21 protein-coding genes are annotated in these 19,106 nt (G+C 70.2%); 13 read left to right on the plus strand and 8 right to left on the minus strand.

Features of this window, described 5'->3' with window-relative positions; all coding sequences use genetic code 11:
* Positions 1-114: 114 nt before the first annotated feature.
* Positions 115-2,037: a glycosyltransferase family 39 protein gene (locus LB823_RS05925; RefSeq protein ID WP_224645923.1), complete on the plus strand. Its 1,923-nt coding sequence runs from the start codon at positions 115-117 to the stop codon at positions 2,035-2,037.
* On the opposite strand, the gene LB823_RS05930 is transcribed toward LB823_RS05925, so the two are convergent.
* Together LB823_RS05930 and LB823_RS05935 are read right to left on the minus strand one after the other, a co-directional pair.
* Entirely contained in the window at positions 2,038-2,598 is a 561-nt protein-coding gene (locus LB823_RS05930) for a Uma2 family endonuclease (protein ID WP_224645838.1), read from the minus strand. It lies immediately after the preceding gene.
* A gap of 157 nt (positions 2,599-2,755) precedes the next feature.
* Positions 2,756-3,151, minus strand: coding sequence for a RidA family protein (locus tag LB823_RS05935; RefSeq protein WP_224645839.1), 396 nt, complete (start codon positions 3,149-3,151; stop codon positions 2,756-2,758).
* 124 nt (positions 3,152-3,275) lie between these two features.
* Here LB823_RS05935 and LB823_RS05940 point away from each other — a divergent pair, with 124 nt between their 5' ends.
* Complete coding sequence (locus LB823_RS05940) at positions 3,276-4,244, plus strand: YafY family protein (RefSeq protein WP_224645840.1); 969 nt, start codon at positions 3,276-3,278, stop codon at positions 4,242-4,244.
* Between the two features lie 3 nt (positions 4,245-4,247).
* On the opposite strand, the gene LB823_RS05945 is transcribed toward LB823_RS05940, so the two are convergent.
* Positions 4,248-4,739, minus strand: a complete 492-nt coding sequence (locus LB823_RS05945; RefSeq protein WP_224645841.1) for an SRPBCC family protein — start codon at positions 4,737-4,739, stop codon at positions 4,248-4,250.
* A gap of 49 nt (positions 4,740-4,788) precedes the next feature.
* Positions 4,789-5,406, minus strand: coding sequence for a TetR/AcrR family transcriptional regulator (locus LB823_RS05950; RefSeq protein WP_224645842.1), 618 nt, complete (start codon positions 5,404-5,406; stop codon positions 4,789-4,791).
* 126 nt (positions 5,407-5,532) lie between these two features.
* Between LB823_RS05950 and LB823_RS05955 the strand changes: the two genes are divergently transcribed.
* From LB823_RS05955 to LB823_RS05965, 3 genes are all read left to right on the plus strand, one after another.
* Complete coding sequence (locus LB823_RS05955) at positions 5,533-5,934, plus strand: PaaI family thioesterase (RefSeq protein ID WP_224645843.1); 402 nt, start codon at positions 5,533-5,535, stop codon at positions 5,932-5,934.
* A gap of 65 nt (positions 5,935-5,999) precedes the next feature.
* Positions 6,000-7,997, plus strand: coding sequence for a thioredoxin domain-containing protein (locus LB823_RS05960; protein ID WP_374201279.1), 1,998 nt, complete (start codon positions 6,000-6,002; stop codon positions 7,995-7,997).
* Between the two features lie 193 nt (positions 7,998-8,190).
* Positions 8,191-9,249, plus strand: coding sequence for a 3-deoxy-7-phosphoheptulonate synthase (locus LB823_RS05965; RefSeq protein WP_224645844.1), 1,059 nt, complete (start codon positions 8,191-8,193; stop codon positions 9,247-9,249).
* 221 nt (positions 9,250-9,470) lie between these two features.
* On the opposite strand, the gene LB823_RS05970 is transcribed toward LB823_RS05965, so the two are convergent.
* Positions 9,471-10,022, minus strand: a complete 552-nt coding sequence (locus LB823_RS05970) for a hypothetical protein (protein WP_224645845.1) — start codon at positions 10,020-10,022, stop codon at positions 9,471-9,473.
* A gap of 58 nt (positions 10,023-10,080) precedes the next feature.
* On the opposite strand from LB823_RS05970, the gene LB823_RS05975 reads away from it, so the two are divergent.
* From LB823_RS05975 to LB823_RS06005, 7 genes are all read left to right on the plus strand, one after another.
* Complete coding sequence (locus LB823_RS05975; RefSeq protein WP_224645846.1) at positions 10,081-10,614, plus strand: DinB family protein; 534 nt, start codon at positions 10,081-10,083, stop codon at positions 10,612-10,614.
* Entirely contained in the window at positions 10,607-11,362 is a 756-nt protein-coding gene (locus LB823_RS05980) for an SDR family NAD(P)-dependent oxidoreductase (protein ID WP_224645847.1), read from the plus strand. Before LB823_RS05975 ends, LB823_RS05980 begins: the two co-directional genes overlap by 8 nt.
* Positions 11,363-11,505: 143 nt before the next feature.
* Entirely contained in the window at positions 11,506-12,366 is an 861-nt protein-coding gene (locus LB823_RS05985; RefSeq protein ID WP_224645848.1) for an ABC transporter permease, read from the plus strand.
* Positions 12,363-13,421 (plus strand): ABC transporter substrate-binding protein, encoded by a 1,059-nt coding sequence (locus LB823_RS05990; RefSeq protein ID WP_224645849.1) that lies wholly within the window; start codon positions 12,363-12,365, stop codon positions 13,419-13,421. The genes LB823_RS05985 and LB823_RS05990 overlap by 4 nt, the downstream gene beginning before the upstream one ends.
* Positions 13,418-14,203, plus strand: coding sequence for an ABC transporter ATP-binding protein (locus LB823_RS05995; protein ID WP_224645850.1), 786 nt, complete (start codon positions 13,418-13,420; stop codon positions 14,201-14,203). The genes LB823_RS05990 and LB823_RS05995 overlap by 4 nt, the downstream gene beginning before the upstream one ends.
* Positions 14,204-14,328: 125 nt before the next feature.
* Complete coding sequence (locus tag LB823_RS06000) at positions 14,329-15,129, plus strand: isoprenyl transferase (protein ID WP_224645925.1); 801 nt, start codon at positions 14,329-14,331, stop codon at positions 15,127-15,129.
* Positions 15,130-15,256: 127 nt separating this feature from the next.
* On the plus strand, positions 15,257-16,264 hold the full coding sequence (locus tag LB823_RS06005) for an oxygenase MpaB family protein (protein ID WP_224645851.1): 1,008 nt from the start codon (positions 15,257-15,259) through the stop codon (positions 16,262-16,264).
* Between the two features lie 6 nt (positions 16,265-16,270).
* Here LB823_RS06005 and LB823_RS06010 read toward each other — a convergent pair whose 3' ends face one another.
* Entirely contained in the window at positions 16,271-17,056 is a 786-nt protein-coding gene (locus LB823_RS06010; RefSeq protein WP_224645852.1) for an alpha/beta fold hydrolase, read from the minus strand.
* A 79-nt stretch (positions 17,057-17,135) separates the two neighbouring features.
* Between LB823_RS06010 and LB823_RS06015 the strand changes: the two genes are divergently transcribed.
* Complete coding sequence (locus LB823_RS06015) at positions 17,136-17,531, plus strand: MerR family transcriptional regulator (RefSeq protein ID WP_224645853.1); 396 nt, start codon at positions 17,136-17,138, stop codon at positions 17,529-17,531.
* On the opposite strand, the gene LB823_RS06020 is transcribed toward LB823_RS06015, so the two are convergent.
* Positions 17,495-18,103: a TetR/AcrR family transcriptional regulator gene (locus LB823_RS06020; RefSeq protein ID WP_224645854.1), complete on the minus strand. Its 609-nt coding sequence runs from the start codon at positions 18,101-18,103 to the stop codon at positions 17,495-17,497. The genes LB823_RS06015 and LB823_RS06020 overlap by 37 nt on opposite strands.
* Before the next feature lie 45 nt (positions 18,104-18,148).
* A complete protein-coding gene (coaA, locus tag LB823_RS06025) occupies positions 18,149-19,084 on the minus strand; it encodes a type I pantothenate kinase (RefSeq protein WP_224645855.1) in 936 nt (311 codons plus the stop codon).
* Positions 19,085-19,106 lie beyond the last annotated feature (22 nt).

The raw sequence follows: 19,106 nt of genomic DNA on the forward strand, positions 1-19,106 counted from the left end.
CGGATCCGACGGTGCCGGGGCCGACGAGCCCCGGTAGGGGACCTCACAGCGACTTCCCAGGCTCAGGGCCGGGGGCGCGCAGTTCCGCCCGCGACGGTGGCTTCCGTGAAGTACATGACTCCGCGGCGCTGTGCCGTGACCGCACTGCTCGCCGCCACGGCGCTGCTGTACTGCTGGAACCTGTCGATCAGCGGCTACGGCAACGACTTCTACGCCGCCGCGGCGCAGGCCGGCGGGCTGAGCTGGAAGGCCTGGCTGTTCGGCTCGCTCGACCCGGGCAACGTGATCACCGTCGACAAGCCGCCCGCGGCGCTGTGGGTGACCGGCCTGTTCGTGCGGGTCCTCGGTCTCTCGTCCTGGTCGATCCTCCTACCGCAGGCGCTGATGGGGGTCGGCACCGTCGGGCTGGTGTACCTGACGACCCGCCGGCTCCTCGGCTCGCTTCCGTCGCGGATCGCGATCGGAGGGGCGCTGCTGGCGGGCGCCGTGTGCGCGCTGACCCCCGCGGCGGTGCTGATCTTCCGGTTCAACAACCCCGATGCGCTGCTGGTACTGCTCATGACCGCCGCGGCCTACTGCACCGTGCGGGCATGCCAGGCGGCGTCGTGGCGCTGGCTCGTGGCGTGCGGCGCGCTGCTCGGCTTCGCCTTCCTCACCAAGATGCTGCAGGGCCTGCTGGTGCTGCCCGGGTTCGGGCTCGCGTACCTGTTGTTCGCGCAGACCTCCTGGCTGCGGCGGGCTCGGGATCTGGCGCTGGGTGTTGTCGCCGTGGTCGTTTCGGCCGGCTGGTACGTGCTGCTGACGGTGCTGTGGCCCGCGTCGTCGCGGCCGTACATCGGCGGGTCGAAGGACGGCACCTTCATGGATCTGGTGCTCGGCTACAACGGTCTCGCACGGATCGTCGGGAACAGCGGCGGCTCCGGTTCCGGCGGCTTCGGCGGCGGCGGGCCGGGCGGAAACGGCGCCACGGGCACGTCCTTCGGCGGCACGCCGAGCCTCGCGCGCCTGTTCAGCAACGAGTTCGGCAACGAGATCTCGTGGCTGCTGCCGGCTGCGCTGCTGGTGCTGGTGATCGGTCTCGTGCTGGTGGCGCGGCGTCGCTTGGATCGTGATCTCGCGCTGGGGCTCACCGTCTTCGGCACCTGGCTCGTGGTGACCGGCGTGGTCTTCTCGTACATGAGCGGCACCGTGCACCCGTACTACACCGTGGCACTCGTCCCGGCGATCGCGGTGCTCGTGGGCGGCGGCGCCGCCGTCGCGTGGAGCCGCAGGTCGACGGTGCCGGGCACGCTCGCGCTCGCCTCTCTGGTGGTGGCCGCTGGTGGCTGGGGCATCGTCCGCGCGTGGCGAGCCGGGTATGCCTGGCCATGGCTGGGGATCGTCGTCGGCGTCCTGATGGCGGCGGCGATCGTCGCGCTGGTCGTGACCCGGCGCGGTTCCGGTCGGGCGGTCGCCGCCGCGCTGGTGCTCGCGCTGCTCGCCGGTGGCGTTGCGACGGCGGCGTTCTCGGTCTCGACGGCGAGCACCGCGCACAGCGGCGGCGTGCCGACGGCCGTGAAGACCGCGAAGTCTGGCGACATGTTCGGCGGGCCGAGTGGGCGTGAGGGGAAGGCATCGTCGGGCGGCGGAGCGAAGGTCGAGCTGCCCGCGGGCGTGGAGCTCCCGGAGGGCGTGAGCGCCGACGACATCAAGGCCGGCAAGGGGCCCGGCGAGCAGAAGGCCGACCCCGAGCTCATCGCCCTGCTCAAGGACACCACCACGCAGTGGGCGGCCGCGGTCAACGGAGCGCAGAGCCAGGGTTCGCTGCAGCTGAACTCCGGGCGGCCGGTGATCGCGATCGGCGGGTTCAGCGGCTCCGACCCCGCGCCCACGCTCGCGCAGTTCCAGCAGTGGGTGAAGGACGGGAAGATCTCGTACTACGTCTCCTCCGGCGGCTTCCGCCCCGGCGGCGGGAAGTCCGAGATCCAGAGCTGGGTGGAGAAGAGCTTCACCGCCACCAAGGTCGGGGGCGCGACGGTCTACGAGTTGGTGACGTAGTCATGCATGGAGATCGATGGATACCGGGAAGGGGACAGCGGTGCTCACCGTGCCGGTGAACACGTCTCCGTCGCGGTAGGCCTGGGCCGCCGGGTCGAGCACGTAGGTGTACACGATCGGGGGTTCGTCGGCGGCCTGCTCGACGCGCCAGTAGAACCGGATTCCGGCCTTGGCGTACTGATCCGCCTTGACGACGCGGTCCGTTGTCTCCGAACCCGGGGAGACGACCTCCACCACGAGTAGGACGTCACGGGGCCGGGTCGGGGAGACGTCGATCGACTCCGCGCGGTAGACGATCACGTCGGGGCGCCGATTGGTCAGCGGTACGTCCTGCAGGCGGACGTCGAAATCAGTGTCGGCGTTCCACTCCTCGCCCGCCGCGGCATCAAGGGCGTTCGCCAACAGGCGAGCGAGGCGGTTGTGGCGTTTCGATGCGCTCGGGCTCACGACGACCATCCCGTCCACGATCTCGATGCCCGCGCACTGCTCCTCGGACCAGGAGTCGTATTGCTCGGCACTGATCTGCGAGCGCATCCACGACGGCGCGACAAGTTCCGTCACGAGCGCCTCCTTCGCGGATGAAATGCGACTACTTCGAGGATACGTCGGTCGAGGGCCGAATCAACCGCGGCCCGGAGCGGTCCGCGGGGGAGATGAGCGGCGGTCACGCCGGACAGGCGCCCGCGCCGGTGGGACCGGCGCGGGCGGCACCGTCGGGCTAACCGACGGCGGTGCCCTCCAGCTCGACCTTCTGCCCCGGGATCGCGAGCCGGGTCACCCCGAGCATCGTGGTGGTGGGGGCGACCCCCGCGGCGCCGAGGCGCGCCGCGAGGACGCCGTAGTGCGAGAACAGCTCGTCGATGTCGGTGCTGTAGACGTTCAGGCGCACCAGGTTCGCGAGCGACATCCCGGCCGCGTCGAGCACGGCCTCGAGGTTGTCGACCGCGAGCGCGAGCTGCGCCGCGACGTCGTCCTCGTGCTTCGGCCGGCCGTCGGGGCTCATCGCGGTCTGCCCCGAGACGTACAGGGTCCGGGACTGTCCGGTGACCAGTTCGCCCTGGTTGAATCCGATTTCCTGCGACCAGGACACCGGGTTGATCGCCGTGCGTTCCATGGCACTTCTCCGTTCGGTTCGGCGGGCGTGCGGCGGCCCCGTGGCCATCCGTCGATACCCGTACGGACCAGGCTCGCAGCGAATCACGTCACCTCATGTCGTGATTTTCGGAGACAATCGAGCCATGCGCGCCGATCGACTGGTTTCGCTGGTGCTCCTCCTGCGCCGGCGCGGACGGATGACGGCAGACGAACTGGCCGCGGAGCTGGAGGTGTCGCCGCGCACCGTGCAGCGCGACATCGACGCGCTCTCGACCGCCGGGGTCCCCGTCTACGCCGATCGCGGGCGCCGTGGCGGCTACTCCCTCCTGCCGGGCTTCCGTACCGAGCTGACGGGCCTGACCCACGACGAGGCCCTCGCTCTGCTCACCGCCGGGTCGGGCACGGGCCGGAAGGTGTTCGGCCTCAACGCTGCCCTCGCCTCAGCGATGCGCAAGGTCGTCGACGCGCTGCCGGAGGGGAACCGCGCGGACTTGGATCGGGCCGCGTCACGCTTCCTCGTCGAGCCCGAGACGGACCTGCTGTCCCGGCGCGCGGCGGCCGAGGAGTTCGACCCGGCGGTCATGGGCGAGGTCCGTCGCGCCGTCCTCGCGGGGCGCGTGCTCCGCTTCCGGTACGCCGCGCCGGAGAAGGAACCGCGGTGGCACACCGTCGATCCGATCGGCCTGGTCACGGTGCGCGGGCGCACGTACCTGCTCGCGGCGAAGGCGGGTGACGACCGCACGTACCGGGTGTCGCGGATGCTCGCGGCCGAGGCGCTCGCGGACTCCGCGCAGCGACCGGCGCAGGTCGACCTCGACCGGATCTGGGCCGAGCGGAGCGCGCAGTTCCTCTCCGAGAACCACCTTCCGGTCCTCGTCCGCGTCGAGGCGGCGCGGCGCGACGAACTGCTGAACCACGCGCGCGCGGTGCGCGCCGAAGTCACCGAGCCCGACGGGCGCATCCGCCTCGACGTCTCCTTCGAGGACCTGCGTCACGCGGTGTGGGCTGTGTGGCAGCTGGACACCGCCGCCGAGGCTCTCGCGCCCGAGGAGTTGCGGGCCGCCCTGCGTGCTCGGGCGATCGTCCTCGCGGACCGCTACCCGCCCACCTGACGATCAGGCCCCGTGGTCGCGGACGTCCGTTCCCTGCTCGGCGAAGGCCTTGAAGTCCTCCATGTGCTGCAGTTGCTGCTTGCGGAAGACGCCGGGAATCAGGAGCGCCATCAGGCGCATCAGGGGATTGCGGAAGCGGTACCCGTTCTCGCTCTCCCATAACGTCCGGTCCGGGCCGGCCTCCGTCAGCCGCTCGCGCGCGGCGTTCCACATCCCCGCGCCCTCGATCTCCCGCTCGTACCGCACGACGGTCCCTGCGGGGAGCGTGCGCAGGTCCGCCGGTTCACGGCGGGTGATGGTCTCGGTGAGCTCCATCGTCTGCTTCCCCGACCGCAGTACGACGCGCGAGACCGTCCCGACCTCGCCGTGCGTCCCGCTCACCGGTTCGTGGACCTCCATGCCCCGCAGCCACATCGGCAGGTGCGCCGGGTCGGAGAGCAGCTGCGCGACCTGCTGCAGTGGCAGCGCGATCTCGATCGAGGTCGTGCACTTCATGACCTTGGACGGTAGTCGCTTCGCGGATTCGACGAGTGTGACTGCGGTGTCATGCGGTGGCGACGGTGAAGGGGGCGAGCGCGTCGGCGATCTGAGTCTCAACGGGCGGCCAGGCGTAGTCGCCGCGCATGCCGACTGAGAGGCGCAGGTGCACGATGCCGTGGAGCGTCGCCCAGAGCGTGGTAGCCGCCCGCCACGGGTCGCGCTCGAGTCGATGCTTAGTCAGGTGAGCGCGCATGGTGCCGACCAACAGCTCGAGGGCCGGGGTTCCGAGTATCTGCTTGTCGTCGGGCACGACGCGCTCGGGGTTGAGGGGCATCGCGAACATCAGACGGAATCGGCCGGGGTTCGACAGCCCGTATCCGACGAAGGTTTGAGCGAACGCCGACAGTCCGTCGTCGCTGTTCTCGACGTGGTCCCTCAGTACCTCGACGAGCTCGAGATAGTGCCGTCGCTGCACCTCGTCGACGATCGCTTCGAGCGTGTCGAAATGTCGGTACAGGGTCATGGGGCTGACACCCGTGCGTCGAGCGATCGCCCTCAGGGACAGGTCGGACCCGCTTCCGGCTTCGGTGATCAGTTCATCGGCGGCGGCGAGGATGTCGCCGCGAAGGCTCTCACCTTCGCCGCGCGGTGATCGTGGGCGCTGCGTCCGGTCGGTGTCCATGTGCGCTTCTCCGTAGTGGATAAGGTCGTCGGAGTCATTGACAGGTGTAAGCATACAGATGTAAACCTACCGGTGTGGGGGTGGAGTAGGCGTCGGCGAGATCGTCCGCAACGAAGGAGCTCGACCATGAAGTTCACGTCCGACCAGATCCTCGACATGGTGCCGTTCGCCCGGACCTTGGGGATGGAGTTCACGTCCATCTCCGATGGGAGCGTCGAGGCGAGACTGCCCTATCGCGGGGAGTTGTCGACCATGGGAGGCGGGCTGCATGGCGGCGCGATCATGGGCGCATCCGACGTGGTCGGAGCGGTGACCGCCGCGCTCAGCTTGAACGACGGTGATCTGTGGACGACCGTCGAATCGACGACGTACTTCTTGAAGGCGGGCAAGGGCGAGTTCCTCGTCGCGCGAGGGTCCGTGACGAAGGAGGGGGAGTCGCTCGTCTTCGTGCAGGTCGATCTGTACTCCGATCAGGAAGTGCACGTGGCCCGGACCGGTCAGGTTCTGGCGGTCCGGCGGCGGGGCTGACCGCGGTGAAGGGGTGAGCCGTGGCCTCGGGGCTGCAGGGGTTCGGCTCCGGGGAGCCTGAGGGCATGATGGAAATCATGAACCGTCTCGGCGAGTCGACCAGCCCCTACCTGCGCCAGCACGCGGACAACCCCGTGCACTGGCAGGAGTGGAGCGAGGCCGCGCTGGCGGAGGCGGCGGAGCGGGATGTGCCCGTCCTGTTGTCCATCGGCTACGCCGCGTGCCACTGGTGCCACGTGATGGCGCACGAGTCCTTCGAGAACGAGGCCATCGCGGCGCAGATGAACGCCGGCTTCGTGTGCATCAAGGTCGACCGCGAGGAGCGCCCCGACCTCGACGCGATCTACATGAACGCCACCGTCGCCATGACCGGCCAGGGCGGCTGGCCCATGACCTGCTTCCTCACCCCGTCCGGCGAGCCCTTCTACTGCGGCACCTACTACCCGCCGGAGCCTCGCAACGGGCAGGCGAGCTTCCCGCAGCTCCTCGAGGCCATCACCGACACCTGGCGCGACCGGCGCGACGAGGTGAGCCGCGTCTCCGGGCAGGTGGCCGCGCACCTGCGGCAGGCCTCCGCCGGCCTGCCCGACGGTGCCGCCCCCTCCGCCGAGGACCTGGCCGGGGCGGTGCGCGCGATCTGCGCCGACGAGGACCCGTCGGGCGGCTTCGGCCGCGCGCCGAAGTTCCCGCCGTCGGCCACCGTCGAGGCCCTGCTGCGGCACCACGAGCGCACCGGGGACCCGGCCTCCTACGGCGTCGCCGTGCGGTGCGCCGAGGCGATGGCCCGCGGCGGCATCTACGACCAGCTCGCCGGCGGCTTCGCCCGCTACGCCGTGGACGCCGACTGGGTGGTGCCGCATTTCGAGAAGATGTTGTACGACAACGCCCTTCTGCTCCGCTTCTACGCCCACCTCGGGCGCCGCACCGGCTCACCCCTGGCGCTGCGGGTGGCCGACGAGACCGCCGACTTCCTGATCCGCGACCTCGGCGTCGACGGTGGCGGGCTCGCCTCCTCGCTCGACGCGGACACCGTCGTCGACGGGCACGGCGTCGAGGGCGCCACCTACGTGTGGACGCCGGCGCAGCTCGTCGAGGTGCTCGGCGAAGCCGACGGCGCCTGGGCCGCCGAGGTTTTCGCGGTCACCGCGGGCGGCACCTTCGAGCACGGAACGTCCACGCTGCAGCTGCAGGGCGAGCCCGACCCGGTGCGCCTCGCCGACGTGCGACGCCGGCTCTACGACGTCCGGGCACGGCGCCCGCAGCCCGGCCGCGACGACAAGGTGGTCACCGTCTGGAACGGCCTCGCGATCACCGCGCTGGCGGAGGCCGGCCGGGTCGACGAGGCCGCGTCCGTCGCGCGCTACGTCCTCGGAACCCATTGGGACGGTGCGCGACTGCGCCGCAGCTCACTCGGCGGCGCGGTCGGCGAAGCCGACGGCATGCTGGAGGACTACGCCGCCCTCGTCACCGGCCTGCTCGCGCTGGCGCAGCACGCGGGCGCCGCCGACACGGACGAGTCGCATTGGGCCGCAGCGGCAGCCGCGATCCTCGACGCCGCGATCGTGCGCTTCGCCGACCCCGCGGCGGACGGGAGCTGGTACGACGCACCGTCGGACGGCGAGACGCTGTTGACCCGCCCGCGCGACCCCGCGGACGGCGCCACCCCCGCCGGCGCGAGCATCGTCGCCGAGGCCCTCACCTACGCCGAGGCGCTGCTCGGGGAGCGCTACGCCCCGCTCGCCGCCGCCACCCGGGCCCGCTCCGGGGAGCTGATCCGCCGGGTGCCGCGCGGGGCGGGGCACCACCTCGCCGTCGCCGAGCAGGCCGCGGCGGGGCTCCAGATCGCCGTCGCCGACGGGACGGGCGCCGCCGCCCTGGTGGCGGAGGCGCGCCGCCTCGCCCCAGGCGGCGCGGTAGTCATTGCCGGAGCTAAGGATTCGCATCCGCTGCTGGAGGGGCGCGGCCCCGTCGACGGTCGGGCGGCGGCGTACGTCTGCCACGGCACCGTCTGCTCCCTGCCGGTCACCGACGGTGAGACGCTCGCCACAGAGATCGCGCGATAGCTGTGCTATGTTCGGCTCGTGGGTATGAACGCGTATTGGCGCTTTACCGAGGCTCCGGGTGGAGCCGGCGGTGATGCGCGCATGCGCGGATAATCCCGACCGTACGAACCCGGAGCCGAAGGCAGCGAGATCACTCGCTGCCTTTTTCTATGGCACCGGAAGGGATCTGGTGCCGCCACCAGGAAGGTTTCTCATGACCATCGAACTCGATACACCGGCGTCGACATCGAACCGTCGGGTTTCGGCGTTCCACGCGATCCCCTCGCCCGCGCAGCTGCGCGACGAGCTGCCGCTCGCACCCCGTCTGGCCGCGCAGGTCGAGGCCGATCGCGCCGCGGTCGCCGACGTCATCGCGGGCCGTGACCAGCGGCTCCTCGTCGTGGTCGGCCCCTGCTCCGTGCACGACCCCGAGGCCGCGCTCGACTACGCCCGCCGGCTCAAGCCGATCGCGGACGAGCTGGCCGACGAGTTGCTCGTCGTGATGCGCGTGTACTTCGAGAAGCCGCGCACCACCGTCGGGTGGAAAGGCCTCATCAACGACCCCGGCATGGACGAGAGCTACGACGTGCCCCGCGGCCTGCGCACCGCCCGGCAGCTGCTGCTCGACATCCTGGAGATCGGCCTGCCCGTGGGCTGCGAGTTCCTCGAGCCGACCAGCCCGCAGTACATCGCCGACACCGTCGCCTGGGGCGCGATCGGCGCTCGTACCACGGAGTCGCAGGTGCACCGCCAGCTCGCGTCCGGGCTGTCGATGCCGATCGGCTTCAAGAACGCCACCGACGGAAACGTCTCCGTCGCGATCGACGGGGTGCAGGCGGCCGCCGCCCGGCACGTCTTCTTCGGCACCGATGACGAGGGCGCCGCCGCCGTGGTCGAGACCGTCGGCAACGACAACTGCCACGTCATCCTGCGCGGCGGCCGCGGTGGGCCGAACTTCGACGCCGCCTCCGTCTCCGCCGCCGTCGGCGCGCTGGAGAAGGCCGGCCTCGCCCCGTCGGTGATGGTGGACTGCTCGCACGCCAACTCGGGCAAGGACCACGTCCGTCAGGCCGAGGTCGCGCGCGAGATCGCAGGCCGCCTCGCCGCGGGGGAGAAGGGGATCTCCGGCGTGATGCTCGAGTCCTTCCTCGTCGCCGGCGCGCAGCAGCCCGGCCCCGGCCCGCTGGTCTACGGCCAGTCCGTCACCGACAAGTGCATGGACTTCGCCACCTCCGATTCGGTGCTACACGACCTCGCCGCCGCGCTGCGCTGAGGGGATGGCTCACGAATTCGCGTTCTAGCGCGGTACGCGTGCGCCAGAGCAGGTGTACCTGCGCAGACCCCGAAATCGTGAGCCGTTGGAACGGCGTTGCACGCTGCTCGCGGTGGTCGTATCGTGGAGATGTAGCCGCCCCATCGCGGTGGGGTTGGAAGTGAGCCGCAGGATTACTCGCCGTATGGTGAGGCCTGCGGCTCGCGCATGTGATGCCGTGCTCAGATCACGTGCACCTCGACGGAGCCACCCAGACGAGTCAGGTGTTTCGGCTGGCCGATGCGGCTCTGAACGATCGCGCCACAAACTGCGTCTGCCACCCAGAGTGCGGGCTCGTCTCGTCCGACCACGTGACTGATCCGCAGATTGGACTCGATTGCCCGGCGTGATCGCAGTAGCTGCAGCGTCGCGATGTCGCTGGCGTCCAGATTCGCCCGTGATTCGAAGGTCATCGCTGCGCACGGCATCGCGGCGAGATGTGGGAGCAGGAACTCCAAGCACTTTCGGCGGTGTCGTCGATCGGTCGCCCCGATCTCTTCATGGACGACGCAGAAGGCTGCGACGGGCAGCGATGCCACAACCTCGACCAGCTCCGATCGGCGAGCTGCGTCCCGGGAGTACCAATGGACCTTGTCCTCGTTGCCCTGCTGTTCCAGCATCGTGGATCGAACGACGGGCAGATCGGCCTCTTCGATCAACGCCGCGGCGAGCAGGTACGCGCCCGGATCAAGGTCGGGCCTGGACCCGCTCTCGTCTCCCCACGCAGTGAGCACTCTCGGACGATAGCGGGCGGATCCGACAGGAAACCGGGGCCGAAGTAGATTGAATCCCGTGGCGATCACACCGGACACCAAGGACTGGACGTGGGTCATCGAGCGGGCCTGCCCGGCCTGCGGATTCGACCCGTCGACGGTCCGTCGCGAGGACGTCGCCGATCGCATCGCGCGGTCGGCCGTCGGCTGGGACGCCGCGCTGGCGCGGCCCGATGCGCGGGTCCGGCCCGACGAGCAGACCTGGTCGGTGCTCGAATACGGCTGCCACCTGCGCGACGTGCACCTCATCATGCGCGAACGGCTGAACCTCATGCTCGCCCGCGACGGCGCGACCTTCGCGAACTGGGATCAGGACGTGACCGCGGTCGAGGACGAGTACGACACCCAGGACCCGAGCACCGTCGCCGACGAGCTCGCGGACGCGGCGGCGGCGTTCGCGCAGGCCTACGCCACCGTCGGCGAGGAGGACTGGGCGCGGACGGGCCTGCGCTCCAACGGCTCCGCGTTCACCGTCGAGTCCTTCGCCGTCTACGCCCTGCACGACCTGGAACACCACCGCATCGACGTGGGAATGGAGAACACGCATGGCTGAAATCGCCGTCGTCACCGGAGCGAGCAGCGGGATCGGGGCCGCCACCGCGCGGCACCTGGTGCGCGCGGGGTTCGACGTGGTGATCGGAGCCCGTCGCGTGGAGCGGCTGGAAGACCTCAAGCGGCAGCTCGAGGCCGAGTACCCCGAGCGGATCGTCACCGCGCTGCCACTCGACGTCTCCGACGTGGACTCGGTGAAGACCTTCACCGACGCGATCGAGAAGGTCGACGTGCTGGTCAACAACGCCGGCGGCGCGCTCGGCGTCGACCGGATCGAGACCGCCGACGAGGCCGACTGGTCCCGCATGTACGACATCAACGTCCTGTCGATCCTGCGCGTCACCCAGGCGCTGCTGCCCAAACTGCGGGCGTCGCCGGCCGCGAGCGTCGTGACCATCGGGTCCGTCGCCGCGCTCGAGGCCTACGAGACCGGCGCCGGCTACAACGCCGCCAAGCACGGCGCCCGCGCGGTGACCCGCGTGCTGCGCCTGGAGCTCAAGGGCGAGCCGATCCGCGTCATCGAGATCGATCCCGGCCTCGTGGAGACCGAGTTCTCCGTGGTCCGGCTCGGCGGCGACCGGGCCGCGGCCGACAAGATCTACGAGGGCGTCGACAACCTCACGGCCGACGACATCGCCGACGCCGTGACCTGGACCGTCACCCGCCCGCCGCACGTGAACATCGACTCGATCCAGATCATGCCCCGGGACCAAGTAGCCGCTCGCAATGTGCACCGGAGGAACGTCTGAGCCACCCCGATGCCTCCCGACAGATAGCCGCCCGCAACGTGCACCGCACCTAACGATCACCACGATTCGAACGGTTCCGATGCGAACCGCGGCCTGACAGAGTTTCCTGTTCGTGTGCCCACTGGGGCGCCGGAGAGGAATTCATGGCCGGGGAGCCCCCGCTACTGAGGGTCAAGAACGCCGTCATCGAACCGCTGCCGCTGGCGGTCAGGTCGTGGCTCGTCCGCATCATCGCGCTGCTCGTCTTCGTCGCCGCCTGGTGGCTGGTGAGCGGGCTGCGCCTGATCGACGAGACCTTCCTGCCCACGCCGAAGGCCGTCTGGGACGCCGCGGTGCGCGCGAGCACGTGGCACCAGGTGGCGCCGGGCGTGCCGCGCGAGGTGCTCGGCGAACAGAACTACTTCCTCTGGGAGCACCTGGTCGCCAGCCTGCAGCGGATCTTCGCCGGCGTCGGCGCCGCGATCATCATCGGCCCGCTGCTCGGCTTCGCCATGGGCACCTCGAAGACGATCAACACGATCATCGAGCCCTACCTGAACTTCCTGCGCGCGCTGCCGCCACTGGGCTACATCGGCCTGCTCATCGTGTGGTTCGGCATCGGCGACACGTCGAAGATCTGGCTGCTCTTCCTGGCCGCCTTCCCCGCGATCGCGATCTCCACCGTCAACGGCGTGCAGGGCGTGAGCATCGATCAGATCAACGCCGCCCGCGCGCTCGGCGCGAACCGGCTGCAGACCATCCGCGGCGTCATCGTCCCGGCGACGCTGCCCGAGGTCATCAACGGCATCCGCATCGCCGTCGGCTTCGCGTGGACCACCGTCGTCGCGGCCGAGCTCAACAACGGCATCCCCGGCATCGGCGGCCTCGCCTACCTCGCCGGCCAGCAGCTCAACACCCCGCTGACGATCGCCTGCATCATCGTCATCGGCGTCACCGCGCTGCTGCTGGACTCGCTCATCAAGTGGATCGGCCTGCTGGCCGTCCCGTGGAAGGGGAAGGCATGAACCGCCTGAAGCGCCTCGCGCGCACGGCGCTCGTGGTCGGCACCGTCGGCCTCACCCTGACCGGCTGCATCGTCGAATCCGGCCGCGCCGAACAGTCCCGCTCCATCGGCGGGACCACGGCGTGCCCCGTCGACCCGGACCCGACGGTGACGGGCACCGTCCGGATCGGCTGGCAGGAGATCCCGAACGGCGACCTCGTCGTCAAGGACACCGGCCTGCTCAAGACCTGCCTGCCCAACGTGAACGTCGTGTGGAGCAAGTTCGCCTCCGGCGGCGACGTGATCCAGGCGTTCGGCGCCAACAGCCTCGACGTCGGCCTGCTCGGCAGCGCGCCCGCCGCGAAGGCGCTCAGCGCGCCGCTGAACATCGACATGAAGGTCATCTGGATCCAGGACCGGATCGGGGCCGCGGAGTCGCTCGTCGCCCGCGGCGACGGCATCAAGACCGTCGCCGACCTCAAGGGCAAGCGCATCGCCGTGCCCTTCGCGTCGACCGCGCACTACAGCCTGCTCACCGCCCTGGACAAGGCGGGCGTCACCGACGCGCAGGTCATCAACCTGGCCCCGGACGCCATCCGCGGCGCGTGGGGCGGCGGGCAGATCGACGCCACGTACATCTGGGAGCCGACGCTGAGCCAGCTCAAGGGCACCGTGCTCACCACGAGCGCCCAGGTCGCCGAGCAGGGCGCGCCGACCTACGATCTCGAGGGCGCCCGCGGCGACTTCGTGAAGAACAACCCGGCCTTCCTCAAGATCTGGACCGCCGCGCAGGGCTGGGCGGCGAACCTGCTGAACACCGATCCGAACAAGGCGGCCGAGCACATCGCGGGCCAGCTCGGCGTGCCGCTGGACCAGGTCCTCACGCAGATCAAGGGCTACGCCTACTTCGACGCGAAGACGCAGGGCGGCCCCGACCATCTCGGCGGGCAGCTCGGCGCCGACATCCGCCGGACCGCCGAGTTCCTGCTCCAGCAGGGCCAGGTCCAGGGCGTCGCTCCGGCGCAGCACTACACCGACGGCGTCTACGCCGCCGCCGCACAGGGGGTTTCCAAGTGACCGGGACCGAACGCGTCGAGCTGACGGGGGTCGGCAAGACCTACGACACCGCGAGCGGGCAGACCATCGCGCTGCAGCCGACGGACCTCACGATCGAGCCGGGCGAGTTCGTCTCCATCGTCGGCCCTTCGGGCTGCGGCAAGACGACGCTGCTGCGGCTCGTCGCCGGCTTCGAGGACCCGACCGAGGGCGTCGTCGAGGTCGGCGGCGCGCGGGTGACGGCACCGTCGGCCGACCGGGGCGTGGTCTTCCAGGCCCCCACCCTGTACCCCTGGCTGACGGTGCGCGGCAACGTCGAGTTCGGGCCCAAGGTGAGTGGCGTGGGCAAGGCCGAGCGGCGTGAGCAGGCGCAGAAGCTGCTGGACCTCGTGGGCCTCGGCGACTTCGGCGACAAGCGGCCCTACGAGCTCTCCGGCGGCATGCAGCAGCGCGCGCAGATCGCCCGCGTCCTGGTCAACGATCCCGCGATCGTGCTCATGGACGAGCCCTACGGCGCGCTCGACGCGCTGACCCGCGAGCGGCTGCAGGTGGACCTGCTCAAGATCTGGCGGGAGGCGGGCAAGACCATCGTCTTCATCACCCACTCGGTGGAGGAGGCGGTGTTCCTGAGCACCCGCGTGCTGGTGATGAGCGCCCGCCCGGGACGCGTGGTGATCGACCGCAAGGTCGAGCTGCCGGGCGACGGGCCGGACACCGTGCGCGACCCGTCGGTCACCGCGACCGCCGAGTTCCAGGCTCTGCGGACAGAGCTGGCGGCCGCGATCTACGCGGCGCACGACTGACGCCGACCGTGCCGGGGACGGCACCCGCCCGGCGGGCGCCGTCCACCGCGCGCGAATGAGGCTGGGTCTCAGGTTCCGGTTGTAGGGTTGCAGGCGTGGTGAGTGCCCCCAAACTGCCAGTGTCGCTGCCCACGGACGCGGCCCGCAAGCTCGTCTCGCCGGCCTACGCGCTCTACGAGCGACGGCTGGTGAACGAGCTCACCAACGCCTATCGCGATGGGGCGCAGCGCCCCCGCCACGTGGCGGTGCTCTGCGACGGCAACCGGCGTTGGGCCCGGGCCGCCGGGTTCAGCGACGTGAGCCACGGCTACCGCATGGGCGCGAAGAAGATCGCCGAGATGCTGGAGTGGTGCGACGAGGCCGGCATCGAGCTCGCCACCATCTACCTGCTCTCCACCGAGAACCTGCAGCGCGACCCCGACGAGCTCGCGGCGCTGCTGGAGATCATCACCGACGTCGTCGAGGAGATCTCGGGCCCGGACAAGAACTGGTCGGTGAAGATCGTCGGCGCGATGGACCTGCTGCCGCCCGACGCCGCGCGCCGGCTCACGGCCGCCGCCGAGGGCACGAAGGGGCGCACCGGCACCCACGTGAACGTGGCCGTCGGCTACGGGGGGCGCAAGGAGATCGTCGACGCCGTGCAGTCCCTGCTGCGCAGCGAGCTCGCCGACGGGATGTCGGGCCAGGAACTGGTGGACGCGGTCACCGTCGAGGGGATCGACCAGCACCTGTACACCAAGGGGCAGCCCGATCCGGACCTGGTGATCCGCACGTCGGGGGAGCAGCGGCTCTCCGGCTTCCTGTTGTGGCAGAGCGCGTACAGCGAGATCTGGTTCACGGAGGCCTACTGGCCGGAGTTCCGCCGCGTCGACTTCCTGCGCGCGCTGCGCGACTACGCCGCGCGGCACCGTCGCTTCGGGGCCTGACCGCCCTCCTCGCCTGCGGTGATCGCTCTCGTGAGTGGTGATCGAGAAATTCCTATCACCAACTCCTGGTGATGCGCGCCACACGCTGTTACGATTTAATCATCAGTCGTAACAACAAGGAGGCGGCATGACCCAGCTGGCGGAGCCCGAGAGCCGTACCGAGACCGTTCGCGCGCCCGCGCGCTACGGTCCCCGATCGCCGTTCGTCGACCCGCTGGGGATGAGCGGCACCGTCGCCGGCCAGTGGGCGTTCCTGCCGATCAACGGCGCGGCGTTCGTGATGCAGCTGATGCATCCGGTGATCGGCGACATCGTGGGGGAGTTCAGCGTCGCGTACACCGATCCGGTCGGCCGCGCGATCCGGTCCATGGACTCGGTGCAGCGCTGGTACTTCGGCGAGGATGCCGCCGTCGAGGAGGGGTACCGGCTGCGCGCACAGCACCAGCCGTTGCAGATGCGCAACGCCGAGGGCAAGCACATCAGCGCGCTCAATCCCGAGGCCTACGGCTGGGTGATCGCCACCGGAACGATCACGGGCATCGACTCCCTGCCGCGCAGCCTCGGGCGTTCGCTCACCGACGCCGACGTCCTCGAGATCTTCGACGACTCACGCAAGATCGCCGACATCGTGCAGGTGCCGGACGGTGCGGTCCCGTGGGAGCCGGATGCCTTCGGTCGCTACTACGCGGACATGCTGACGAAGCTGATCCCGCATCCCGGCGCGCTGCAGTTCCTCGACGATTTCGCCCACGGCAATCCGCCGCTCCCACCCGAGGCGGGCCCGTTCCTCCGCGCGATCGAGCCGGCCCTCAAGCCGGTCGGCGTTTCGGTCAACCGGGCGGTCTACCTGCTCACCGTCGGTGTCCTGCGGCCCGAGGTCCGCGAGATCCTGGGCGTGGGGTGGACACGCCGAGAGGAGTACTCGTACCGCGCCGTGACCGCGGCGATCCGCCAGGCCTACAAGGTGATCCCCGAGCGGGTGGGCTACACGCCGCTGGCGTACTACGCGCGCGGGAAGGCGCGTGCCCTGCGGGCGATGAAGGAGCGGGACCTGCCGGACTTCACCGCTTTCCAGCGCGAGCGCACGCCGGAGCAGCGGGCGAAGTCGCCCTCCGCCGGCTGCCCGTTCGGCTGAGTCGGGCTACGCCATCAGGAATTGCCGCACCAGGTCGACGAAGGCCTGCGGTGCTTCGACGTTGGACAGATGGGTGACCGGGAGGGTGGCGATCTCCGCGCCGCGCACCACGCGGGCGATGTGTTCCCCGTGTTCCGGCAGGCAGACGGCGTCGTGTTCGCCGACGATGACGAGTGTCGGGGCCTTGACCAGTGCGACGGTGCGCCGCATGTCGAAGTCACGCACGGCGGACAGGCAACCCGCCAAACCTGTCGGGCTCATTCGCGGGATCGCATCGCGGAACGGCCCGACGATCTGGTCGTCGGCTAGCAACTCCGCCGGAAACCAGTTACGCACGAACCGATCGGCCGTGTCTGAGAGGTCTTCGCCCGCGAGCAGACTCGCGATCCGGGCGTCCCACTGGCCCGAAGGCCCCAGGTAGGCCGATGTGTTCGCGAGGATCAGGCGATTGACTCGGTCAGGCGCGTGTACCCCGAGCCACTGTCCGACCATGCCGCCGAGTGATAGGCCGCAGAAGTGCGCGCGATCGATCCCCAGCTCGTCCAGCAGCTCGAGGACGTCCCGCCCGAGGCGTGCCACTGAGTATGCGCCGACCGGGGCATCGGACCCGCCGTGCCCGCGAGTGTCGTATCGAAGCACGCGGAGGTCGCCGGTCATCATGGGGACGGTCTGGTCCCACATCGCTGCTGTCGTGGCGATCGAGTTCGACAGCACGACTGTCGGGGCACCCTCCGGTCCTTCGAGCTGGTACCGCAGGCGTGTGCCGTCGCCGAGTACGGCGGTCGTGGTCATGGGTTCCTTCCGGTTCAGTGGATGCGGTGGCCGACGTACGGTAGGGCCTGACAGTGATGTGAGGTTCAAGGAGCGCAGCGTGAAGATCGGCGAACTCTCCCGACGCACAGGCGTCAGCGTGCGGTCGCTGCGGTACTACGAGGAACAGGGGCTCCTGTCGCCGGCTCGCACGCCGGGCGGGCATCGCGACTACCCGGAGGCGGCGGTCGACCGGGTGATTCTCGTGCAGCAATTGTTCGCCGCGGGGCTACACAGCCCCAGGATCGCTCGAATGCTTCCGTGCATGCAGGCCCCAGAGGGCGGGCCCAATGAACGTGCCACCGCGAAGCTCACGGATCAATTGAAAGCGGAACGTGAACGGATTGACGGGGCTATCACCGACCTCGTCAGGTCTCGGGCGCTTCTCGACGAGATCATCGCTGCGGCCGTCGAGCGCGATCACTGCACGAGGGGGACGAGCGCCGTGCGTGCGTAGGCGCGCGCGGCGTCGTCGTCCTCGAGATCGAACGGGGCGGGGGAGACGGCGAAGCACGCCGTGGTGAGCCGCACGAGGGCGTCGGCGCGGACGTCGGTCGCGTCCCCGGGCATCGTCCCGGCCTCCTGCTCCTGGACGATCATCGCGCGGACGAACCGGATGCCGTGCCGCACCGTGTCGAGGCGCTCGTCGGCGAACAGTTCCGCACGTTCCCGCGGATCCGCGGGAACGAGGCCCCGTCCCGCGCGGCAGCACAGCACGAACACCTCCTCGATCCGCGTCGGGATGTCGGGGGTCGCCGCGACCACCTCCGCGGTCTGGGCGAACAGTCGGCCCAGCGTCCACGCCAGAGCGGCGGCCAGGATCTCGTCCTTGGAGCCGAACTTCCGGAACAGGGTCATCCGGCTCATCCCCGCCTCGGCGGCGATCTTCTCCACCGTCGTGCGACGGGTGCCGTTGCGGCTCAGTGCGCGCAGGGCGGCCCGGTAGACGTGCGCATCGGCGTCGTCGACGTCCGCGCGTGCGCCCGCCTGCAGAAGGAGTTCGGGCAGCGAGGCCCCGGGACGGGTCATGGTGATCGATCGTAGGCCCGACGGTGCGCCGCCGGGCGCGGACCGTCAGAGCTTGCGCAGCCGAACGCGGTTGATGGAGTGGTCGGAGTCCTTGCGCAGCACCAGCGTCGCGCGCGGGCGGGTCGGCAGGATGTTCTGCACCAGGTTCGGGCGGTTGATGCCCGCCCAGATGCCCTCCGCGCGGTCGCGGGCCTCGGTGTCGGAGAGCCCGGCGTAGTGGTGGAAGTGCGAGGACGGGTCCGCGAACGAGGTGGTCCGCATCGAGAGGAACCGGTCGACGTACCAGCGCTCGATGTCCTCGATCCGCGCGTCCACGTAGACGGAGAAGTCGAACAGGTCCGAGACCATGAGTCGCGGCCCGGTCTGCAGCACGTTGAGCCCCTCCACGATGAGGATGTCGGGCCGGCGCACGTGGATGAACTCGCCGGGAACGATGTCGTAGAGCTGGTGCGAGTACATCGGCGCGGTCGCGTCCTCCGCGCCCGACTTCACCGTGGTCACGAAGCGCAGGAGGGCCCGGCGGTCGTAGGACTCGGGGAAGCCCTTGCGGTGCATGATGCCGCGACGCTCGAGCTCCGCCGTCGGGTGCAGGAAGCCGTCGGTGGTCACCAGGTCCACCCGGGGGTGCGAGTCCCACCGCGCGAGCAGCGCCTGCAGCACGCGGGCCGTCGTCGACTTGCCGACCGCCACCGAGCCGGCGACGCCGATGACGAAGGGGACCTGCGCGTTGTGCCGCTGCTCGCCGAGGAAGGTCGCGGTCGCGGCGTAGAGCCGTTGCCGCGCCGCCACCTGCAGGTGGATCAGGCGGGAGACGGGGAGGTAGACCTCGGCGACCTCGGCCAGGTCGATCTGCTCGCCCAGGCCGCGGAGGTCGGACAGGTCGGCCTCGGTCAGCGACAGCGGCGTCGACTGCCGGAGCTCGCGCCACTGAGCGCGGTCGAGCTCGATGTACGGGCTCGGTTCGCTCACCGGACGAGGCACCCCGCGTCAGACATGCCCTCTA

It is taken from the genome of Tsukamurella sp. M9C (assembly GCF_020169415.1).
Lineage (GTDB): Bacteria > Actinomycetota > Actinomycetes > Mycobacteriales > Mycobacteriaceae > Tsukamurella.